The sequence below is a fragment of the Thalassospira lohafexi genome, from assembly GCF_002844275.1.
In the GTDB taxonomy this organism is placed as follows: Bacteria; Pseudomonadota; Alphaproteobacteria; order Rhodospirillales; family Thalassospiraceae; genus Thalassospira; species Thalassospira lohafexi.
Map to the genome: position 1 here is coordinate 575,915 of NZ_NXGX01000003.1, position 19,655 is coordinate 595,569.

General features: G+C 53.4%; 21 protein-coding genes. 14 read left to right on the forward strand and 7 right to left on the reverse strand.

Annotation, left to right across the window (positions count from 1 at the left end; genetic code table 11):
- The first annotated feature begins 22 nt into the window (after positions 1 to 22).
- The 4 genes from COO92_RS09655 to COO92_RS09670 all read left to right on the forward strand — a co-directional run bounded on the left by COO92_RS09655 (position 23) and on the right by COO92_RS09670 (position 2,170).
- Complete coding sequence (locus tag COO92_RS09655; RefSeq protein WP_101301651.1) at positions 23 to 1,027, forward strand: NAD(P)H-dependent glycerol-3-phosphate dehydrogenase; 1,005 nt, start codon at positions 23 to 25, stop codon at positions 1,025 to 1,027.
- A 115-nt stretch (positions 1,028 to 1,142) separates the two neighbouring features.
- Complete coding sequence (locus COO92_RS09660; protein ID WP_022732746.1) at positions 1,143 to 1,421, forward strand: YciI family protein; 279 nt, start codon at positions 1,143 to 1,145, stop codon at positions 1,419 to 1,421.
- A gap of 3 nt (positions 1,422 to 1,424) precedes the next feature.
- Positions 1,425 to 1,838 (forward strand): EVE domain-containing protein, encoded by a 414-nt coding sequence (locus COO92_RS09665; protein ID WP_101301652.1) that lies wholly within the window; start codon positions 1,425 to 1,427, stop codon positions 1,836 to 1,838.
- A complete protein-coding gene (locus tag COO92_RS09670; protein WP_101301653.1) occupies positions 1,835 to 2,170 on the forward strand; it encodes a Rieske (2Fe-2S) protein in 336 nt (111 codons plus the stop codon). The genes COO92_RS09665 and COO92_RS09670 overlap by 4 nt, the downstream gene beginning before the upstream one ends.
- A 27-nt stretch (positions 2,171 to 2,197) precedes the next feature.
- Here the strand turns inward: COO92_RS09670 and COO92_RS09675 are convergent, their stop codons facing one another.
- Positions 2,198 to 3,010 (reverse strand): alpha/beta hydrolase, encoded by an 813-nt coding sequence (locus COO92_RS09675; RefSeq protein WP_240626391.1) that lies wholly within the window; start codon positions 3,008 to 3,010, stop codon positions 2,198 to 2,200.
- A gap of 68 nt (positions 3,011 to 3,078) precedes the next feature.
- Here COO92_RS09675 and COO92_RS09680 point away from each other — a divergent pair, with 68 nt between their 5' ends.
- The 4 genes from COO92_RS09680 (at position 3,079) to COO92_RS09695 (ending at position 6,523) form a co-directional block, all read left to right on the forward strand.
- On the forward strand, positions 3,079 to 4,293 hold the full coding sequence (locus COO92_RS09680) for a glycosyltransferase family 4 protein (RefSeq protein ID WP_101301657.1): 1,215 nt from the start codon (positions 3,079 to 3,081) through the stop codon (positions 4,291 to 4,293).
- On the forward strand, positions 4,290 to 5,318 hold the full coding sequence (locus COO92_RS09685) for a glycosyltransferase family 9 protein (RefSeq protein ID WP_420823343.1): 1,029 nt from the start codon (positions 4,290 to 4,292) through the stop codon (positions 5,316 to 5,318). The genes COO92_RS09680 and COO92_RS09685 overlap by 4 nt, the downstream gene beginning before the upstream one ends.
- Positions 5,319 to 5,548: 230 nt before the next feature.
- Positions 5,549 to 6,064, forward strand: a complete 516-nt coding sequence (gene infC, locus COO92_RS09690; RefSeq protein WP_022732740.1) for a translation initiation factor IF-3 — start codon at positions 5,549 to 5,551, stop codon at positions 6,062 to 6,064.
- Between the two features lie 54 nt (positions 6,065 to 6,118).
- Complete coding sequence (locus COO92_RS09695) at positions 6,119 to 6,523, forward strand: response regulator (RefSeq protein WP_022732739.1); 405 nt, start codon at positions 6,119 to 6,121, stop codon at positions 6,521 to 6,523.
- Positions 6,524 to 6,602: 79 nt separating this feature from the next.
- On the opposite strand, the gene COO92_RS09700 is transcribed toward COO92_RS09695, so the two are convergent.
- Positions 6,603 to 7,562 (reverse strand): AEC family transporter, encoded by a 960-nt coding sequence (locus tag COO92_RS09700; protein WP_101301658.1) that lies wholly within the window; start codon positions 7,560 to 7,562, stop codon positions 6,603 to 6,605.
- Between the two features lie 253 nt (positions 7,563 to 7,815).
- Between COO92_RS09700 and rpmI the strand changes: the two genes are divergently transcribed.
- The 4 genes from rpmI (at position 7,816) to pheT (ending at position 11,996) form a co-directional block, all read left to right on the forward strand.
- Positions 7,816 to 8,013, forward strand: coding sequence for a 50S ribosomal protein L35 (gene rpmI / locus COO92_RS09705; RefSeq protein WP_022732737.1), 198 nt, complete (start codon positions 7,816 to 7,818; stop codon positions 8,011 to 8,013).
- 16 nt (positions 8,014 to 8,029) lie between these two features.
- The gene (rplT, locus tag COO92_RS09710; RefSeq protein WP_022732736.1) at positions 8,030 to 8,386 is read left to right on the forward strand and encodes a 50S ribosomal protein L20; all 357 of its coding nucleotides are present in this window, start codon (positions 8,030 to 8,032) and stop codon (positions 8,384 to 8,386) included.
- 126 nt (positions 8,387 to 8,512) lie between these two features.
- On the forward strand, positions 8,513 to 9,583 hold the full coding sequence (gene pheS, locus COO92_RS09715) for a phenylalanine--tRNA ligase subunit alpha (protein WP_022732735.1): 1,071 nt from the start codon (positions 8,513 to 8,515) through the stop codon (positions 9,581 to 9,583).
- Between the two features lie 4 nt (positions 9,584 to 9,587).
- The gene (gene pheT / locus COO92_RS09720; RefSeq protein WP_101301660.1) at positions 9,588 to 11,996 is read left to right on the forward strand and encodes a phenylalanine--tRNA ligase subunit beta; all 2,409 of its coding nucleotides are present in this window, start codon (positions 9,588 to 9,590) and stop codon (positions 11,994 to 11,996) included.
- A 107-nt stretch (positions 11,997 to 12,103) separates the two neighbouring features.
- Here the strand turns inward: pheT and COO92_RS09725 are convergent, their stop codons facing one another.
- Positions 12,104 to 12,577 carry a hypothetical protein gene (locus COO92_RS09725; protein ID WP_101301661.1) on the reverse strand — a complete coding sequence of 158 codons (474 nt, stop codon included), beginning with the start codon at positions 12,575 to 12,577 and terminating at the stop codon, positions 12,104 to 12,106.
- Between the two features lie 111 nt (positions 12,578 to 12,688).
- On the reverse strand, positions 12,689 to 14,737 hold the full coding sequence (locus tag COO92_RS09730; protein WP_101301663.1) for a sensor histidine kinase: 2,049 nt from the start codon (positions 14,735 to 14,737) through the stop codon (positions 12,689 to 12,691).
- 563 nt (positions 14,738 to 15,300) lie between these two features.
- Here COO92_RS09730 and lepA point away from each other — a divergent pair.
- Both lepA and COO92_RS09745 read left to right on the forward strand, forming a co-directional pair.
- The gene (gene lepA, locus COO92_RS09740) at positions 15,301 to 17,106 is read left to right on the forward strand and encodes a translation elongation factor 4 (protein WP_101301666.1); all 1,806 of its coding nucleotides are present in this window, start codon (positions 15,301 to 15,303) and stop codon (positions 17,104 to 17,106) included.
- Between the two features lie 137 nt (positions 17,107 to 17,243).
- Positions 17,244 to 17,705, forward strand: a complete 462-nt coding sequence (locus COO92_RS09745) for a heme-degrading domain-containing protein (protein WP_101301668.1) — start codon at positions 17,244 to 17,246, stop codon at positions 17,703 to 17,705.
- A gap of 49 nt (positions 17,706 to 17,754) precedes the next feature.
- Here COO92_RS09745 and COO92_RS09750 read toward each other — a convergent pair whose 3' ends face one another.
- From COO92_RS09750 to COO92_RS09760, 3 genes are all read right to left on the reverse strand, one after another.
- The gene (locus COO92_RS09750) at positions 17,755 to 18,027 is read right to left on the reverse strand and encodes a hypothetical protein (RefSeq protein WP_101301670.1); all 273 of its coding nucleotides are present in this window, start codon (positions 18,025 to 18,027) and stop codon (positions 17,755 to 17,757) included.
- 142 nt (positions 18,028 to 18,169) lie between these two features.
- The gene (locus tag COO92_RS09755; protein WP_101301672.1) at positions 18,170 to 18,577 is read right to left on the reverse strand and encodes a GFA family protein; all 408 of its coding nucleotides are present in this window, start codon (positions 18,575 to 18,577) and stop codon (positions 18,170 to 18,172) included.
- A gap of 27 nt (positions 18,578 to 18,604) precedes the next feature.
- Positions 18,605 to 19,627, reverse strand: coding sequence for an NAD(P)/FAD-dependent oxidoreductase (locus COO92_RS09760; RefSeq protein WP_101301673.1), 1,023 nt, complete (start codon positions 19,625 to 19,627; stop codon positions 18,605 to 18,607).
- Positions 19,628 to 19,655: the final 28 nt, after the last annotated feature.

Sequence of the window (19,655 nt, forward strand, 5' to 3'; positions counted from 1 at the left end):
TATTTTGCCCGGAAAACAGATCATGAAAAAGCGCATTACAGTTATCGGCGGCGGCGCCTGGGGAACGGCATTGGCCATACAGGCCGTCCGTGCGGGTGCGGATGTTGAACTGATTTTGCGCAATCCCGATCTGGCCGAACAGATCAACGCCAATGGCGAAAATGATCTTTATCTGCCCGGTGTTTCGTTGCCCGGCGCATTGCGGGCAACCACGGCCTATGACGGGTTGCGCGATGCGGATGCGGTTTTATTGGTGACACCGGCCCAGCATTTGCGTGAAACCCTGACCAAGCTTGCGGCCCACTGGACCGACGATCTTCCGGCTGTGATTTGCTGCAAGGGGATCGAAAAGGAAACCGGGGCATTGATGGCGCAGGTTGTGACTGAAACGCTGGGCAATGTGCCGGTTGCGGTTCTTTCCGGGCCAACCTTTGCCAAGGAAGTTGCCACCGGGTTGCCTGCGGCGATTACCCTTGCCTGCGAAGATCGCGGCTTGGGCAAGCGCCTTGTCGAACTGATTGGCACACCGGAATTTCGCCCCTATTTCAGCACGGATGTTGCCGGGGTTGAAGTTGCCGGTGCGATCAAAAACGTTCTGGCGATTGCCAGTGGCGTGGTTGCCGGGCTTGAGCTTGGCGATAATGCGCGCGCGGCCTTGATTACGCGTGGCATTGCTGAAATGTCACGGCTTGCGGTTGCCATGGGCGGGCGGGTTGAAACCATGCTGGGGCTTGCCGGGCTTGGGGATTTGACCCTGACCTGTACCGGGACATTATCGCGCAATTACACGTTTGGTGTTGCCCTTGGACAGGGGCGCAAGTCTGCTGATATTCTGGGCGAACGCCGTTCGGTGACCGAAGGCGTTTATACGGCGGCCTCAATTACCGCAGTTGCGATGAAATATCAGGTCGAAATGCCGATTTGCACGGCAGTTGATCAGGTTGCCAACCATGGCAGCGATCTGCGCAGCACGATCAATGGGCTTTTGCAGCGTCCTTTCCGTGATGAACTTGAGGCCGCGCAGTAGACTTTTCGCACATACTGACCACAAGCAGGTCATTGGCGATTGGTTCAGCTTGAGAATGGGGCAACCTTCTGTCACTTTACGGGTATTGAACCCATAAAGAAGCAGGAAACAGTCCATGCATTTCTATATCCGTTGTGTTGATAAACCCGGTCACCTTCACGTGCGTAAAGCCAACCGTGATGACCATCTGGCCTATATCAAAGGCGGTTTTGCCGAGCGTATCGTTGCGGCGGGCCCGACCCTTGATCCTGATATGGAAGGCATGAATGGTTCGGTCTTTATCATCGAGTTTGATGCGATTGAAGATGCGCGCGAATTTGCCGCCAATGATCCATATGCCAAGGCCGGTCTTTTTGAATCTGTTGTGATCCGTCCGTTTAAAAAGGTCTTCTGATCCATGGCGTATTGGCTGATCAAAACCGAACCGGGCAGCTGGTCGTGGGACGATCAGATCAAGAAGGATGTTGAAGGGTGGGATGGTGTGCGCAACCATCAGGCTGCCAAGAATCTCCGCACCATGAAAATTGGCGACAAGGCGTTTTTCTATCATTCAGTGAATGAGAAACGCATTGTTGGCATCGTTGAAGTGGTGCGGGAATTTTACCCTGATCCGACGGATGCAAAGGGCAAATTTGTTCAGGTTGATTTCAAAACGGTCAAGCCGCTGAAATTACCGGTTACCCTTGCCGACATCAAGGCCGATCCACGGTTTGCCGAGCTTTCGTTGCTCAAGCAATCTCGCTTGTCGGTCATGCCGATTGATGATGCGTCCTGGGCGGCGATTTGTGAAATGGGTGGTGTCGCACCATGAGCGATTTGCCCAAAGCAGGCACAGTTTTGTGCGCGCTAACCGATCTTGATGCGACCGGTGCCAAGGGCATTAATCTTGGCGGGACGGGCATTTTTGTCGTGCGCAGCGATGAAGGTGTTTTTGGCTATGTAAATAGCTGTCCGCATATCGGTGTGCCGCTTGATATGGAACCAGATGAATTCATCAGCGACTTTGGTGATGAAATCATCTGTTCGACCCATGGGGCGCGGTTTCGCATCCAAGACGGTGAATGTGTTTCTGGTCCCTGCACAGGCGATGTGCTTGAACCGGTTGCGGTTAAGGTCGAGGACAACCAGGTTGTCCTCGCCTGACACTTCGTGGTGGCAAAGGCGGTTGGATTATCCTTTCGCCTTTGCCAAAATTTCATCGAGATGTTTGGTAATGACGTCGAGCTGATCAGGTTCGGACAATCGATGATCGCCGGTCTTGATCAGATCAATGCGGACATCGTCGGTTACCAGTGCGTCGGTCAGACGAAGGGCGGTTTGCCACGGTACATCGGGGTCTTTCATGCCTTGAACCAGACGCACCGGGCATTTGATTTCCAGTGGTTTGCGCAAAACGAGCTGATCGCGGCCATCCTCTATCAGATTGCGTGTGATGGTATAGGGATCGTCGCCATAGTCGGTGGGTTCGATCAAGGCGCCGTCTTCCATAATCGATTTTTTCTGATCGTCGCTAAACTGTGCCCACATCAGGTCTTCGGTAAAGTCAGGTGCGGCCGCGATCCCCACAAGCCCGGCAACCCGTTCTGGTCGGGCAAGGGCGACCCGCAACATGATCCAGCCGCCCATCGATGACCCGACAAGAATTTGTGGTCCGGTGGTAATTTCATCAAGAACGGCAATGGCATCCGCCGCCCATTGGCCGATTGTGCCATCGGCAAATTTGCCTGACGATTGTCCGTGACCACCATAGTCAAAGCGGGTATAACCCAGCCCCTGCCGGATGCAGTGCTCCTCAAGGTGCGTTGCTTTTGTACCGGTCATGTCTGACATGAAACCGCCAAGGAACATAACGCCCGGCATCTTTAAAGTCCGGGAATTGGCGGCTTGAGTGTCAGATTGCTTGCCGGGCGTGTGATGGTATGCGATTTTCAATCCATCCCGCCGGTCGAGATGTTGGGGGTGTTCAAGCTGCGGTTTAGGCATGTCATGTGTCATCCGGGGCGGAGTCCTTGGATGTTGGTGGTTGGAGTTGCATGAGCGCGTCAGAAGTAATGACTGAAGCAGTCTATCGATCAGAGCCCCGAGCGCAAGGCGGGGACTATCGTCCTGCCGTAATTTTACAGGTTTTGCCAGAACTTGACGCCGGTGGGGTCGAGCGCGGAACGGTTGATATTGCCCGTGCCATCGTTGACGGTGGCGGCAAGGCGCTTGTCGCATCCCAGGGGGGACGGCTTGAGCGCGAACTGGACCGCTTTGGGGCCAAGCATATCAATTTGCCGCTGAAGTCCAAAAACATCCTGACCATGCGCAAGAATATCGACGCACTGGTGAAGCTTATTTCGGACGAAGGTGTGGACATCATCCATGCCCGTTCGCGTGCACCCGCCTGGAGTGCCTATTTTGCGGCGCGCAAGGCCGGAATTCCGTTTGTGACGACGTTCCACGGGACGTATTCCGGGTATAAAAATCCGTTCAAGCGCCGCTATAACGCGATCATGACGATGGGGGATCAGGTTATTGCGATTTCCCAGCACATCGCCACCCACATCAACAAGTATTACAAGGTTGAACCAGATCGTTTGAATATCGTTCCACGCGGAACGAATGTTGATCTTTTCAATCCCGAAAATGTCAGTCAGGAACGGCTTATTGCGCTGTCAAACCTGTGGCGTCTGAATGGCGAAGAATATGTGATTATGTTGCCGGGTCGTATCACGCGCTGGAAGGGGCATGGTTTCCTCATTCGTGCCTTGCCGGCGGTTCTTGAGGCCCTTGGGCATCGTCGTGTGCGGTGTCTGATTGTTGGATCAGATCAGGGCCGGACCGGTTACCGCGACGAAGTGCTGCAGGTCACGAATAAGCTTGGGCTTGAAGATGTCGTACATATTGTCGACCATTGTGCCGATATGCCTGCGGCCTATATGCTGGCCGATGTCGTTGCCTGCCCGTCGATTGAACCCGAAGCCTTTGGCCGTATTCCGTCCGAGGCACAGGCAATGGGACGTCCGGTTGTTTCAACTGCGCACGGTGGGGCGATGGAAACGGTTCTTCCGGGCGAAACCGGGTGGCTTGTTACGCCCAATGAAGTCGAACAGCTTTCACGCGCACTTGTTCAGGTTCTGAGTATGACGCCTGAAAAACGCGCGACCCTTGCGGCCAAGGGGCGTCAGCATGTGATCGATCATTACTCGCTTGAACAGATGGCCGAACAGACACTTGGCGTTTATGCCAAGGCGCTTAAGCGCGTTCACAGGAATGCAGCATGAACGACGATATCATGAGTATGCCAGTTGATCCGGTTGTTACAACAGCCGGTAAAGAACTGGCGGTGGATGCGTCGGCAACGGGCAAGCGTATTCTGGTGATCAAGCTTTCTGCACTGGGCGATGTTATTCTGGCAATGGGGCCGTTTGCGGCGATCCGTGCTGCCCATCCTGATGCGCATATCACGGTTCTGACCACACGGCCGTTTGTCGATCTGATGAAAGCCAGTGGATTTTTTGATGCGATTGCCATCGACCGTCGCCCAAAATTGACCAATCTGCGCGAAGTTTTTGCCCTGCGCCGTTTTCTGCGCAACGGTAATTTTGACCGCGTTTATGATTTGCAAACCTCGGACCGGTCCGGGTTCTATTACAAATTGTTCTGGCCAAGCCCAAAGCCCGAGTGGTCCGGAATCGCACGTGGATGTTCACACCCGCATGCAAATCCCGAACGCGATAGCATGCACGCGCTTGATCGAATTTTTGACCAGCTTGAATATGCCGGTCTTTCGAAGGTTCCTGTTCCCGTTCTTGCCGGACCTGACATTGATCTGGATCGTTTTGGCATTCGCAGTCCGTTCGTTCTGATTTGTCCGGGCGGCGCGCCGCATCGCCCGGCAAAGCGATGGCCCGCAGAACGGTTTGGGCTTTTGGCCAAGAAACTTGCTGATTATCGCTTAACGCCGGTTCTGATCGGAACCGAGAAGGAAAGCGACGTCCTGGGCAAGATTGATGCCATGTGCCCGAAGGCCCGCAATCTGATGGGGCGCACCGGGTTTCTTGACATTGCATCGCTTGGTGCGCGGTCGGTTTTGGCGATCGGCAATGATACGGGGCCGATGCATATTGCGGCTGCCGCAGGGGCGCCATCCATTGTCCTGTTTTCGCGCGAATCGGATCCAAAATTAAGTGCACCGCGCGGAATTGGCGCAAATGCCGTTAGCACCGTTCGCGAAAGTGACCTGCGGGAATTAACCGTTAATCGTGTGATGGAAGAAGTGCGCCGTCGTCTTGATTTGGACGAATAAAAAACCGGTAATGGCACAATAAGCACACCGTTAATTCAAAAGCGCGGAAATTGGCGCTTTGAAAGGTTTTGACTTGCCTAAAAACATTGCTTTCTGAGCGCACCGGGATATGCTAGTGCAGGTCTAGTGAAAAACGCGGTTTCATAGAAACGCGGTTTTCCATATTACTCTTTCTGACCGATTTGTTTGATTACCATAGGAGATTATCCATAGCACGACCACGCAAACCGATGCAGCCGACCAAGGATGGTCCGCGCGTCAATGAGGATATTAAAGCCCGTTTGATCTGTGTTGTCGACGCTGAAGGCAATATGTCGGATCCGATGACGGTGCGTGAAGGCGTTGAAAAGGCAGCAGAAGTTGGACTCGACCTTGTCGAAGTCGCTCCGAATGCCGAACCGCCAGTGTGCAAGTTGATCGACTACGGCAAGTTCAAATACGAACAAAGCAAAAAGCAGAACGAAGCCAAAAAGAAACAGAAGGTTATCGAAGTCAAGGAGATCAAACTCCGTCCGAACATCGATATCCATGACTACAACGTCAAACTGCGCGCCGCGCAGAAGTTTCTTGGCGGTGGTGATAAGGTGAAAGTTACGTTGCGCTTCCGCGGACGTGAAATGGCCCACCAGGATCTTGGTCTTGGCATGCTCCAGCGCTTCTCGGGGGATCTTGAAGATCTTTCCAAGCCGGAAATGATGCCGAAGATGGAAGGTCGTGTTATGATTATGGTACTGGCGCCGCGTTAAGACGCGGCGTTTTGCCGTTCTGCCCAAAGAGGTCCAAGCCAAAGAGGGAATGCCATGCCAGCCGTAAATGATCTTCTGATCGTTGGTGTTGATGACGACCCGAAAAGTCTGGTTCTTCTGAAACGAATCGTCGAAAGCGGCGGTTATCAGTTTCAGGGGGTTTCCTCTGGCAAGGACCTTTTAAAACTCCTGAAGTCGGCAAGGCCGCGCATCATCCTTCTGGATATCATGATGCCCGACATGAACGGGTTTGAAACCGCACTTAATGTGCGGACCCATTTCCCCAATCTTGCCTGCGCGATCATTTATGTCACGGCACGTCAGAGCGAAGAAGACCTGCGCGGCGGTGTTGCCGCCGGGGGCAACGATTTTGTCCTTAAGCCGGTCAATCGCGAAAAGCTGATGACACGAGTCGAAAAATGGATCGGCCGCGCCCATAACATCAAAACGGCGGTTTGACGGTTCACCTGTAATCTGCACCTTCACGCATTGCGTTTGAATGCCAGCCCTGTCGGTATCAGCCGATGGTGGAGTGTGTTTATGGGATAAGTGGGCGCAGGGCTGTGATCAGCGAATCAATATATAATGTCAGGATCGAAAAGCTGATAACGCCGACGGCTGTGGTCACCAGAACAATTGACGAGCTTCTAACGATATATCGGTCATAGGTTGTTGCGATGACAAAAACATTCCCCGCCGTTGGTAAGCCTGCAAGCAGTAAAACAGCCTGTGCCTCCAGCCCGGAAACGGTTCCAAGAGTATAAAACGCAATGAAGACGGCCACGGGATGGGCAACCAGTTTGGCAATGCTCATGACGGCTAGCTCGGCACGGTTTTCGGCAATCGGACGACCGACAAGTGCGACGCCAATGGCAAATAGTGCTGCCGGCCCGGCACTGCGTCCCAGAAGTTCCAGCAGATAATCCACACCGTCTGGCCAGCGAAGGTCAAGAATGCTGGCCGCAACGCCGGTCAGAATCGCGATGACAACCGGATTAAGCAACGTTCCGCGCAGGATTTTGCCCAATGGGTTTGTGCCATCGGCATGTTTCGCTGTTTCAAGCAGGAACAGCGAAAGCGGCAACATGAAAATCAGATCAAACGACAGGGCGACAATCAGGGGAACAGTCGCCTGCGTTCCAAGCAACCCAATGATCAGGGGTAAGCCCATGAAACCGACATTGGGCATGGTGCTGCCAAAGGAAAAAAGCGTCTGGCAGGCGGGATCGAGTTTGAAGACACGTTTTGCAATAAGCCGCGTTGCGCCATAAACCAGAAGCGTTGCCCCGCCGTAAGCAAGCAAAATGTCGGGCTGCCAAATCTCTGATGGTGTCCGGCTGGCAAGGGCGCGAAACAAAAGGGCAGGCAAGGCAAAGTAAAAAACAAAGCCATTGATGCCGCGCATCCCTTCGCTCGAGACGATCTTGGTCTTTCCGCCAATCCAGCCAAGGGCAATCAGGCTGAAAAAGGGCAGGATGATAGATGTAATTTGTGCCATGCGACCTGTGATATAGAGGCGAGAGAATGAAACTGGGCGGGTTTATTTGATCTGTCGAATGCACAATGGCGGGGCAGAGCCGCAAAAAGCAAGGGCAAAGGGGCGAATTGGTCCTTGAAAAAGGCAAATGCTGAGTCTATAACCACCCGTCCCCGAAACAGGTGGTGAGGCTGGAAAGTTTGTTATGAACTTTCAGGGCATGCCCAGCCGCCGTAGGGGATTTCGTTTTCATTGCATATGCAAGGATAGAAAAATGCCCAAGATGAAGACCAAAGCGAGTGCTAAAAAACGCTTTAGCCTGACTGCAAGCGGAAAAGTGCGTCGCAACGTGGCAAACAAGCGCCACCTGCTGACTGCAAAACCTACCAAGATGAAGCGCCAGTCGCGTGGTACAGAGATTCTCTGTGACGCCGATGCCCGCATTGTCAAAAAATTCCTGCCGTACGGTTAAGGTTAAGGAGAGTTAAATGGCTCGTGTAAAAGGGGGCGTGTCTTCACACGCCCGTCACCGCAAGGTTATTAATGCTGCCAAGGGTTACCGAGGCCGCCGCAAGAATACTTTCCGCACTGCCGTTCAGGCTGTGGAAAAAGGTTTGCAGTATGCATACCGCGATCGTCGCGTTAAGAAACGCCAGTTCCGTTCACTCTGGATCCAGCGTATCAACGCCGGTGCACGTGAAAACGGTCTGAGCTATTCGCAGTTCATGAACGGCCTTAAGAAGGCTGGCGTTGAACTGGACCGCAAGGTGCTTGCTGACATCGCAGTGCGTGAACCTGAAGCTTTCAAAGCTCTGGTTACACAGGCGCAGGCTGCACTCGGCTAATAAACCTTTGTAATAAGGTTTATATAGGCACTTGCCTGATTTGATCGGGGGCGGCCATATTGGCCGTCCCCTTTCTTATTTTACGTTCTTTTTGTTTTTGAAACCCAAGCCAAAGCGTCGGAAGTTATGGAAAACATCGAAGCATTGCGCGAAGAGGTTCTGGCGGAAGTCGAAAATGCGGCCGATCTGGCTGTACTTGAAGATGTCCGCATCAGCGCCCTTGGCAAGAAAGGCCGTATTACCGGCCTGATGAAAAACCTTGGCAAGATGGACCCCGATCAACGTCGTGAATTTGGTCAGACGCTGAACGCGGTCAAAGACCAGGTTGCAGGCGCAATCGACACCCGCAAAACGGCCCTTGAAGATGCCGCCCTTGAGGCGCGCCTGTCGGGTGAGCGGATCGACGTTACCCTGTCGTCACGTCCTGATGAAACGGCAGGCCGTATTCACCCGATCAGCCAGACGATTGACGAAATTGTCTCGATCTTTGGCGAGATGGGCTTTGCACTGGCCGAAGGGCCGGACGTCGAAGACGATTTCCATAACTTTACCGCGCTTAACATTCCGCCGGAACATCCCGCGCGCGAAATGCAGGACACTTTCTATCTGCCTGAACGCGAAGACGGGTCGCGCCTTGTGCTGCGGACCCATACATCGCCTGTGCAGATCAGAACCATGCAAAACAAAACCCCGCCGATCCGCATCATTGCACCGGGGCGCACATATCGTTCCGATAGCGATATGACCCATACGCCGATGTTCCATCAGGTCGAAGGTCTGGTGATCGATAAAAAAACGCACATGGGGCATCTCAAGGGCTGCCTGCTTGAGTTTGTGAAAACCTATTTCGAACTTGATGACGTGCCGGTGCGCTACCGTCCAAGCTTCTTCCCGTTCACCGAGCCGAGTGCCGAAATGGATATCGGCTGTTCGCGCAAAGGCGGGGAACTCAAGATTGGTGAAGGCGACGACTGGCTGGAAATCCTTGGCTGCGGCATGGTGCATCCGCGCGTCCTGTCGGCCTGTGGTCTTGACCCGGAAGAATATCAGGGCTTTGCCTTTGGCATGGGGATTGAACGTATTGCCATGCTGAAATACGGCATTCCCGATCTTCGTACCTTCTTCGATACCGATCTGCGCTGGCTGAAACATTATGGTTTCGTGCCGCTGGATGTACCGAACATGGTAAGGGGCTGAGATTATGAAATTCACACTTGATTGGCTAAAACAGCACCTTGATACCGATGCGTCGGTTGCGGTGATTGCCGAGAAACTGACTGATATCGGCCTTGAAATCGAAGGGCTTACCGATCGTGCAGCAGCCCTTGCCGACATTCGTGTTGCCCATATCGAAGAAGCCGGACAGCATCCGGATGCAGACCGTTTGAAGCTGTGCCGGGTCAATACCGGCGAGAAAATCATTCAGGTCGTTTGTGGTGCACCAAATGCGCGCACTGGCATCAAGGTTGCCTTGGCTCAGCCCGGTGCGATCATTCCGATTGATGGATCGAAACTGAAACCGGGTAAAATCCGCGGTGTCGAAAGCCAGGGGATGATGTGCTCAACCCGTGAGCTGTGCCTTGGTGACGATCATGACGGCATTATCGAGTTGCCCGATGATGCGCCAATTGGTGCACCAGTTGCCGGTATCTTGGGTGCGGATGATACGATTTTTGAAATCGGTCTGACACCGAACCGCCCCGATTGCACCGGTGTGCGTGGTATTGCACGTGATCTGGCCGCAGCCGGTATCGGTACGCTTAAGGCCGACCCGCGTCAGGAAGCCGTTTCAGGTACATTTGACAGCCCGGTTGGTGTCACGATCAGTGACGACATTGCATCGAATAATGCGGTTCCGGCATTTTATGGCCGGTATATCCGTGGTGTGAAAAATGCCCAAAGCCCAGATTGGCTTAAAGCCCGTCTGGAGGCCATCGGCCTGCGCCCGATTTCGGCCCTTGTTGATATCACCAATCTGGTAACCCACGATCTGGGCCGTCCGTTGCATGTGTTTGATGCCGATAAACTGTCGGGTGACATCAATGTGCGTTATGCGACCAATGGTGAAAAAATCGCGGCCCTTGATAACAAGGAATACGCGCTTTCCGATACCATGGTTGTCATTGCTGACACGGCAAAGGCACTTGGCATTGGTGGCATCATTGGCGGCGAAGAAACCGGGTGCCTTGAAGACACAGTAAACGTGTTTGTCGAATGCGCCCTGTTTGATCCGATCAGCGTTGCCAAGACCGGTCGTAAGCTTCAGATCAATTCCGATGCGCGCTATCGTTTCGAACGTGGCGTTGATCCGCAATCGATTGCTTGGGGCATGGAAGTCGCCACCCATTTGATTACGGAAATCTGTGGTGGTGAAGTTTCGAACGTTGTCAAAGCTGGCGAAGTGCCAAACCCGCGCAACAGCTTTGATCTGCGTATTGACCGTATTCGTGAGCTTGGCGGTGTTGCGGTTGAGGCTGATCGTGTTGTTGAAATCCTGACATCGCTTGGCTTTGAGGTCAGTGGTTCAGGCCCGGTCATTTCCGCCGTCGCACCGACATGGCGTCCTGACGTGATTGGCGAAGCCGATCTGGTCGAGGAAGTCCTGCGAATTGTCGGTTACGACAAAATCCCGACTGTTGCGTTGGAACGCGAAAGCAGCCTGCCGGTACCGGCCCTGTCGCCGATGCAAAAACGTGTTGGTCTGACCCGTCGTGTTCTGGCGTCACGTGGCCTTTATGAGACCGTGACATGGGCCTTTACGGACTCGCGTTGGGCAAAGCTGTTTGGTGAGCTTAAAGACGGCCTGTATCTGGCCAATCCGATCAGTTCCGACCTTGATGTGATGCGGCCTAATGCGCTGATCAATATGATCGCGGCGGCCGGACGCAACCACGCACGCGGGTTTTCTGATCTGGCTTTGTTTGAAGTTGGGCCGGAATTCTTTGGTGATCAGCCGGGTGATCAGCGTCTTGTGGCGGCGGGTCTTCGTTCTGGTGCCACCACAGCACGCAGTTGGACCGGTTCGCGCCGTGACGTTGATGTGTTTGACGTTAAGGCCGATGCAGAAGCGCTGCTTGAGGCGCTTGGGACCAATGCGGCCAATGTGCAGGTTTCTACCGACGGTGCGCCAAGCTGGTATCATCCGGGACGCTCAGCCGCCTTGCAGCTGGGTCCGAAAAACGTTCTTGGGTATTTCGGTGAGTTGCACCCCAAAGTGCTTAAGGCGCTTGGTGTTAAAGGTCGTGTCGTGGCGTTTGAGCTGTTTGTCGAAAACGTGCCGATGCCAAAGAAAAAAGGTACGGCCCGTCCGGCGCTTAACGCATCAAGCTTCCAGTCGGTTGAGCGGGACTTTGCCTTCTTGCTTGATCAGGATGTGAAGGCCGAAGCCATTATTAAGGCTGCGCGCAGTGCCGACCGTAACCTGATTGTCGATGTGACGATCTTTGATCTTTATGCCGGCAAAGGCATCGAGGATGGCAAGAAATCATTGGCATTTTCGATCACATTACAGCCGACCAAGGCAACCTTGACCGAAGAAGAAATTGATACGGTCAGCAAAAACGTTGTCGCGGCTGTCGAAAAGGCAACCGGCGGATCTTTGCGGGCCTAGTTTGGCACCAAGTCAGTAAAACATTTAAAAACGGGTCGCTTTCGGGCGGCCCGTTTTCTTTTATCGGGGATGCAAAGTGTGGCTAATGCCAAGCGGCCGGGATAAATTTACCGACCGGGGCGCTTGCGCAGGATGGCATATTCTTCCTCGTCGAGATCAAGTGCGATCAACTCGGGCCCGTTGCTAAAGATGTGCCATTCCATATCGGTGTCATCGCATTCGATGCTGAGCTGATCGGCCATGCTGTTCCATGTGCATTGTTCGCGATCGTCATCGGCATCAAGGCGCCCGACACCATTGTCATAAAGATGCAAAACCAGAAGCTGCTCATCCTCGTCAATCGAATAGATGGCATATGTTTCGTTTGCAAAACGGTAGTTGATTTCCCTGCCATCCAGCCGCCGCCATCCGCGCGGCAATGGCTCCCCCGGTTCGTGCTGGGCAAAGAAGTTGGCAAGGGTCTGCATGTGATTGTCATTCATGGTGCGCATGTCCGAGCCACAGGCGCCAAGCGTAAGTAGCCCCAGCATTGCGACAGATGTCAGGATCGAACGACGGTTGCGGGCAAAGCTTATGGTCATGTTTTCCGTAACTCCCTTGGTGCCAGAGCGAGGCAGCTTTTTCCCTGCGTCACGCCTATGCCGACATACCAAGCAATATGCTTGCCATTTGATGCCGGGTTCTAGCCGTCGTTATTCAGACCGGCTGGCACGGAGTGTAAAGATGAATGTGGCGCCCGGATCACTGATCGGGCGGGTGGTATCAAGCCAGATTTTCCCGCCGTGCTGTTCGACAATTTTCCGACATAGCGAGAGGCCAAGCCCGGTTCCGGAAAATTCATCCTTATGCAGGCGCTGGAACAGACGGAAAATACGCTGGGCATGTTCGGGGTGAATGCCAATGCCGTTGTCACGCACTGAAAAACGCCAGAAATCACCCGACGGCGTATCGGGTTCAACCGTAATGTCAATATGGGGCGGGACGCCCGGACGCCGGTACTTGATCGCGTTTGACACAAGGTTCTGGAACAGCCGCGAAAGACCAATGCGGTCACCCATCAGGCTGGGCAGTTCGTTATGGGTTATGGTGGCATGTTCCTGACTGATGATTGTTTTAAGGTCTGCCTGTGCTTCGTTGAGGACCTGATTGCAGTCAACTGTGCTGAAATCTTCATTGGTGCCGGTTTTGGCGTATTCCAGAAGGTGGCTGATCAGCTTGTGCATCCGCTTTGCGCCATCAACCGCATAGTCGATATATTCGTCGGCTTCCTGATCAAGTGTACCGGCATAGCGTTTTTTCAAAAGCTGGGTATAGCTTGCGACCATGCGTAACGGTTGTTGCAAGTCATGTGATGCAACATAGGCAAACTGTTCGAGGTCCTCGTTGCTGCGTTTAAGCTGATCAAGGGTGTCGCGCAGTTTGTTGGCATTTTCCACAAACTCGGTGACATCGCGCGCGCTGCTAAAGGTCATGCCGTCAAAGGGCCCGATGGCATGCCACGAAAGCCAGCGGATATTGTCGTTGCGATCCCGAAGGCGCAGGATCTGCTTTGTGTCACCCGAATCACGCTTTTCGGTAAGGGAGCGTGATGAGGCAAGGGCGATTTGCTGGTCTTCGGGCTCGAACAGTTTGAAAAATGGCTGGCCGATCAGATTATACAGACGTGTCCCGACCAGTTCTTCGAACGCAGGGCTAAACCCGTGCAAAATTCCATCGGTATCAACTGCAATTGATGGTTCGGGCGTGTGGCGCAAATAGGTTTCGAACGGATTGCAAAGTTCCTGCTGTGCAGCGGTTTCAAGCAATAGAACGGAAATAAAATCACGTTCGTTCTCAAGGTACCTATGCGCCATAAGATAGAAACGCTGGGTATGGTTGGCATCAATGCGAATATCGACCATCGCGCCAATCCGCGCGTCCGGCCAGACATTGTCAATAAGCGGTCCGCGCAGTCTTGCCATTGAGGATGGCGTTAACCGGTCAAGGAATTCGGTTAGCAGCGGTTTGATGTTTTCATTCGACGGGCCAAGAATTTCGGGCCAGTTCATTTGTGTGACTAATTTCCCGTCAGCAGTATCGACCGGCCAGCTGATGACCGCACAGCCACATTCCGACAGAGTGTTTTCCGTCTCGCTGAAATGTTCGGCCAAATGGGCGGCGCGCAAATGCTGGCGCTTAAGGCGTTGCCACAGCCAGATCGCCAACCCGCACAGGATGGTCATGGCCATGACAAACAAAAGCGCGTGCAAAATGATGGCCTGGCGCCAGTTTTCCATCAGTTTTGATCGCGGGGTATAGGCAACCAGGATCCGATCAAGATCAGGCAGTTTGCTATAGGCCAGAATCATGACCTGTTGCCCATGGACGCACAGCAATGAATCGCGATCCGCAGGCTGCTTGACAATGTATTCCGCCAGATCGCCAATCAGATGTGGCGGGATATATCCGCTGACCTGTTCAAGTTGACCATTTAACAGCCCCACCGTGACACCGGAATTGTCATCAACGATTTTTTGCAGATCGACTGTGCTGTGTTGTAACAGCATCAACCCCAGTCGGTAGGCGGTTGCCTCAAGTTGGCTGCTGGCTTGGTCAACGGCGCTGTCATACAGCGTTTTCTGGATGAAGAAGAAGGAAAACAGCAGGACAAACACGCCGGTCATGGTCAAGAGCGCCAGCCTTTTGCGCAGCTTTGCCAAGCTGCGACGAGACAGGGTTTGCTCGATTGAGGTCATGAACATGTTGGCAGGCGTTCCCACTCGGACTGTTTCGGCTCATCCTTGTTAGATGGGGTGAGCTCTGACTAAAACCTATGTTCTTTTTCTGCGGTTGAAAAGCGCGTAGATGGTCTAAATCTTATGTAACGACAAAGAAATTGCGTCTGCAAACAGGGATTTGATGAATGCGGTGGCACCTTTGACGCAATGACAGGTGGATCGCGATGATGTTCGGTCGTGATGGCATTGCAAAACACTGGTGGGCATTTGCAACACAACGCTTCTATTTGCAGGCAAAAACCCCTATAAACCCGCTGGTGATTGATCCGGGGAATTGTTTGTTCAATTTCCTGACTGCTTTGCGGATCACATATGGCGGGTTTTCCTGTAAGTGTCACATCGTTTAGGCGATGTGTTTCATCCCAGCGTCGCTGCCAGAACATGGTGTGCAGACCGGGATGGATGCTTTCGGCTGAACCTTGCGTGTGACGGGTTTCGCGACAGTCAGACAACGACAATCACAGCGTTTCGATATTGTTTTGCCCCTTGGCCGAATGCGAGCCAACTTTAGTGCCAGAAGCAGCCATATGACCGACCTTAAGCATATTCGTAATTTTTCGATCATCGCACATATCGACCACGGTAAATCGACCCTGGCCGACCGTCTGATCCAGTTGACCGGCGGCCTGACCGACCGTGAAATGGCTGAGCAGGTTCTCGATTCGATGGATATCGAACGTGAACGTGGCATCACCATCAAATCACAGGCCGTGCGTCTTAAATATACCGCCAAGGATGGGGTTGAATATACCCTCAACCTGATGGATACGCCCGGTCACGTCGACTTTGCCTATGAAGTGTCGCGCTCTCTTGCGGCTTGCGAAGGATCACTTCTGGTGGTGGATGCCGCACAGGGTGTCGAAGCCCAGACGCTGGCCAACGTTTATCAGGCAATTGAAAACAACCACGAAATCGTTCCGGTTCTGAACAAGGTTGATCTGCCTGCCGCAGAGCCAGACCGTGTCAAAGAACAGATCGAAGAAGTGATTGGCATTGATGCCAGTGACGCGGTGATGATTTCGGCCAAAACCGGCCTTGGTGTACCAGACGTGCTTGAAGCACTGGTAACCCGTCTTCCATCCCCGACCGGGGATGCGACCGCACCGCTTGAAGTTTTGCTGGTCGATAGCTGGTATGACGCCTATCTCGGTGTGATGATTTTGGTGCGGGTCAAGGAAGGCACGCTTAAGCGCGGCCAGAAGGTCCGTTTCATGAACGCCAAGGTCACCCACACCATTGACCGTGTCGGGGTGTTTACGCCAAAACCGATCGCGCTTGAAGAAATGGGCCCGGGCGAAGTCGGCTTTATCAACTGCGGTATGAAAACTGTTGCCGAATGCGAAGTCGGGGACACCATTACCGAGGACAAACGCCCGTGCGCCAAACCGCTGGCCGGTTTCAAACCGTCCATTCCGGTTGTGTTCTGTGGCATTTTCCCGGTCGACACCAGCGAATATGAAACCCTGCGTGACGCGCTTGAAAAGCTGCATCTCAATGACGCATCGTTCCAGTTCGAACCGGAAAACTCGACCGCCCTTGGTCTTGGTTTCCGCTGTGGTTTCTTGGGGCTTTTGCATCTTGAGATCATTCAGGAACGCCTTGAACGTGAGTTCGAGCTTGATCTGATTACGACCGCACCGTCGGTGTCCTACAAGATCACCATGAGCAAGGGCGAAGAAATCCTGCTGCACAATCCGGCAGATTTCCCCGATGTCACCAAGATCGCCAAAATCGAAGAGCCATGGATCAAGGCATCGATCATGGTGCCCGACGATTATCTTGGCGGGATTTTGACATTGTGTACCGAACGCCGTGGTGTTCAGCTTGACCTGACCTATGTCGGGAACCGCGCAATGGTGGTCTATAAATTGCCGCTCAATGAAGTGGTGTTTGATTTCTATGACCGTCTGAAATCGATTTCGCGTGGCTATGCCAGCTTTGATTACGATATCGCCGGGTATGACGAAAGCGATCTGGTCAAGGTCTCCATTCTGGTCAACGAAGATCCGGTTGATGCGCTGGCATTGATGGTTCACCGTTCGGCCGCAGAATACCGTGGCCGTGAGATTTGCAAACGTCTTAAGGATCTTATCCCGCGTCAGATGTTCAAAGTCGCCATTCAGGCCGCCATTGGCGGCCGGGTGATTGCCCGTGAAACCGTATCGGCAATGCGCAAAGACGTGACGGCAAAATGTTACGGCGGTGACGTGTCGCGTAAACGTAAACTTCTGGAAAAGCAGAAAGCCGGTAAGAAAAAGATGCGTCAGTTCGGCAAGGTGGAAATTCCACAGTCGGCCTTTATCAATGCGCTTAAGATGGGCGACGATAAATAGGCGATTGCCGAAGTTTCGGTATCAAAACAAAGGCTGCATCCCATTGGGGTTGCAGCCTTTTTTCTTTGCTGTTTTCAGAAGTACCTTCGCTGCGCTATGGATGATCCAACCACAACACATATCGCAGGAGCCGACCCATGGAGCTTGACCGTCTGATCAAACAGGAAGAAGCACTGGTGTTTGACCGCTTTGACGAAGACATCGCATGGGCAATCGGTTCCAAACTGGTGGGGGTGGCACAGGCGCAAAACGCACCGGTCGCCATCAATATCCGCACCCCGGACCGCACCCTGTTTCACGCATCCCTTCCCGGTGCCAAACCGGCAAATGACGGCTGGGCGCAGCGTAAAAGCAATGTGACGTTACGCGAACATGAAAGTTCGATGCGGTTTGGCGTGACCCTGCAAACCAAGGGTAAAACGCTTGCCGATCATGGCCTTGATTTTGCTGAGTATGCCGATCACGGCGGCAGCTTCCCGATCCGGGTTTCCGGTGTTGGTGTCATCGGGGCGATTACGGTATCGGGGCTGGCCTCCGCCGAGGATCACGCAATGATTGTTGGCGTGCTTGCCGACTTCTTGAAGGTCGATGTGGTCTGATCTGATCCTGATCCATGACCGGGCGATCCGACTGGATCAACGGGACGGTTTATTCTTCCAGGATCGCCTGCACCTTGCGCGAGACCCATTTCGAAATGATGGTCGAGCCGGCAACAAGCAGGCCGATGGCGACCGCTGTGCCAATGACAACCACAAAACTGCCCGCCGAACGGCCATACATCATCATTTCAATTGCGGCCTGAAACGTCACCATCAACAACAAAGTTCCGAGCAGCAAGGTGCCTGACCCAAAAAGAATCAGCTTATGCATATTTGTAATGAAGCTCGGGTTCTTTTGGTCTTCCTGACGTTGTTCACTCATAAAGGCCCCCTTGATGGTGGTGTGTGCAGATTTCGACTGTCAGTGAAGTTTAGCAGCCTGACATGAATGCACCCTAAGGGCCAGAGCCAAAAGCCCTTATTTTTGAAGTGTTTCAAGAGGTCAGGTTTAAGCAGGGGATGTTTTAGCTACCCTGATCGAAATGATCGATGTCGGGATCAATCACGGAAAATTCGGGCAGGGCTGTGCTGACCCAAAGGTGCTTTTTCGCCTTAAAACGGGTCGGGTCATCAAAGCTGCCAAGGCGTAGATCGATGGTGTCAGCACTTTCGCGGCTCCACCATGTCAGGCTCGACCCGCATTTGGGACAAAATCCGCGATATTTACCCGGTGTGCTTTCGTAATCGGTCGGTGTGCCGTCCCATGTGACGGCATCGGTCCGAAAGCTGACAAAGGTTGAAACACCCGATCCACTATCCTTGCGGCACATGCCACAATGGCAGTGGTTGGCGCCAACCGGGTCGCCAGATGCAGAAAAACGCACCGCGCCACAGAGACAGCCACCAACATGGGTCGGGGTATTTGTGGTCATGGTGCGCTTTCCTGAAATGCGTTTGGGTTATTCGTTCGGAACACCTGTGGTGGTCGAATATTCGAAATGGAATTCCTTGTCCGGGAACAGGTAGCTGCGCGCGGCATGGATCGCACTTGCCCCTTCGGCAAAGCCCGACAGGATCAGTTTTAATTTATGCTCGTAATGGGCGATATCGCCAATGGCAAAGATGCCCGGAACCGAGGTTTCCATGGTCGCCTGTGTCACACCGATATGGTTTTTATCGACATTCAGGCCCCAGTCGGCAATCGGTCCAAGTTCCATGGCAAGGCCAAAGAACGGCAAAAGGTGATCGGCTTCAAGTTCGCGTTCTTCGCCCTTAAGCGTTGCGACAACAACATGCGACAGCACACCGTTTTCACCGCGAAGGCCCTTGAGCTGATAGGGAATGACCATCTCGATCTTCCCGGCTTCGGCCAATGCTTGCAGTTTTGTACTGCTGTCTGGGGCTGCACGGAATTTCGGGCGACGGTGGACCACCATGACCTTTTCGGCAACATCATGCAGCGACAATGCCCAATCAACCGCCGAATCCCCGCCGCCGGCAATCACAACCTTTTTGCCGGCAAAATCAGCGCGGCGTTTGACGTAATATTGAACCCCGCCGGAATCCTCGTAATCGTCAAGACCATCCATCGGCGGCTTGTTCGGGCCAAACGCACCACAGCCTGCGGCAATGACAACCGCACCAGCGTCAATTACCGTGCCGGTGCTGGTGGTCAGCGTAAAGCGGCCATCATCACGTTTTTCAAGTTTGGTGACCTGCTGACCCAAATGGTACGTCGGTTCAAACGGAGCAGCCTGCTTGGCAAGCTGATCAATCAGGTCCTGACCGGCGATCTGCGGGTGGGCCGGAATATCAAAGATCGGTTTTTCAGGATACAGCGCGCTGCACTGGCCGCCGACCATTCCAAGCGCATCAATCACATGGGATTTAAGCCCCAGCATACCGGCTTCGAAAACCGCAAAAAGCCCAACCGGGCCTGCGCCAATAATGGCAATATCTGTGCTGTTTGATGCGTCTGACATGTTTAATCCATCCAAATTAATCGGTACA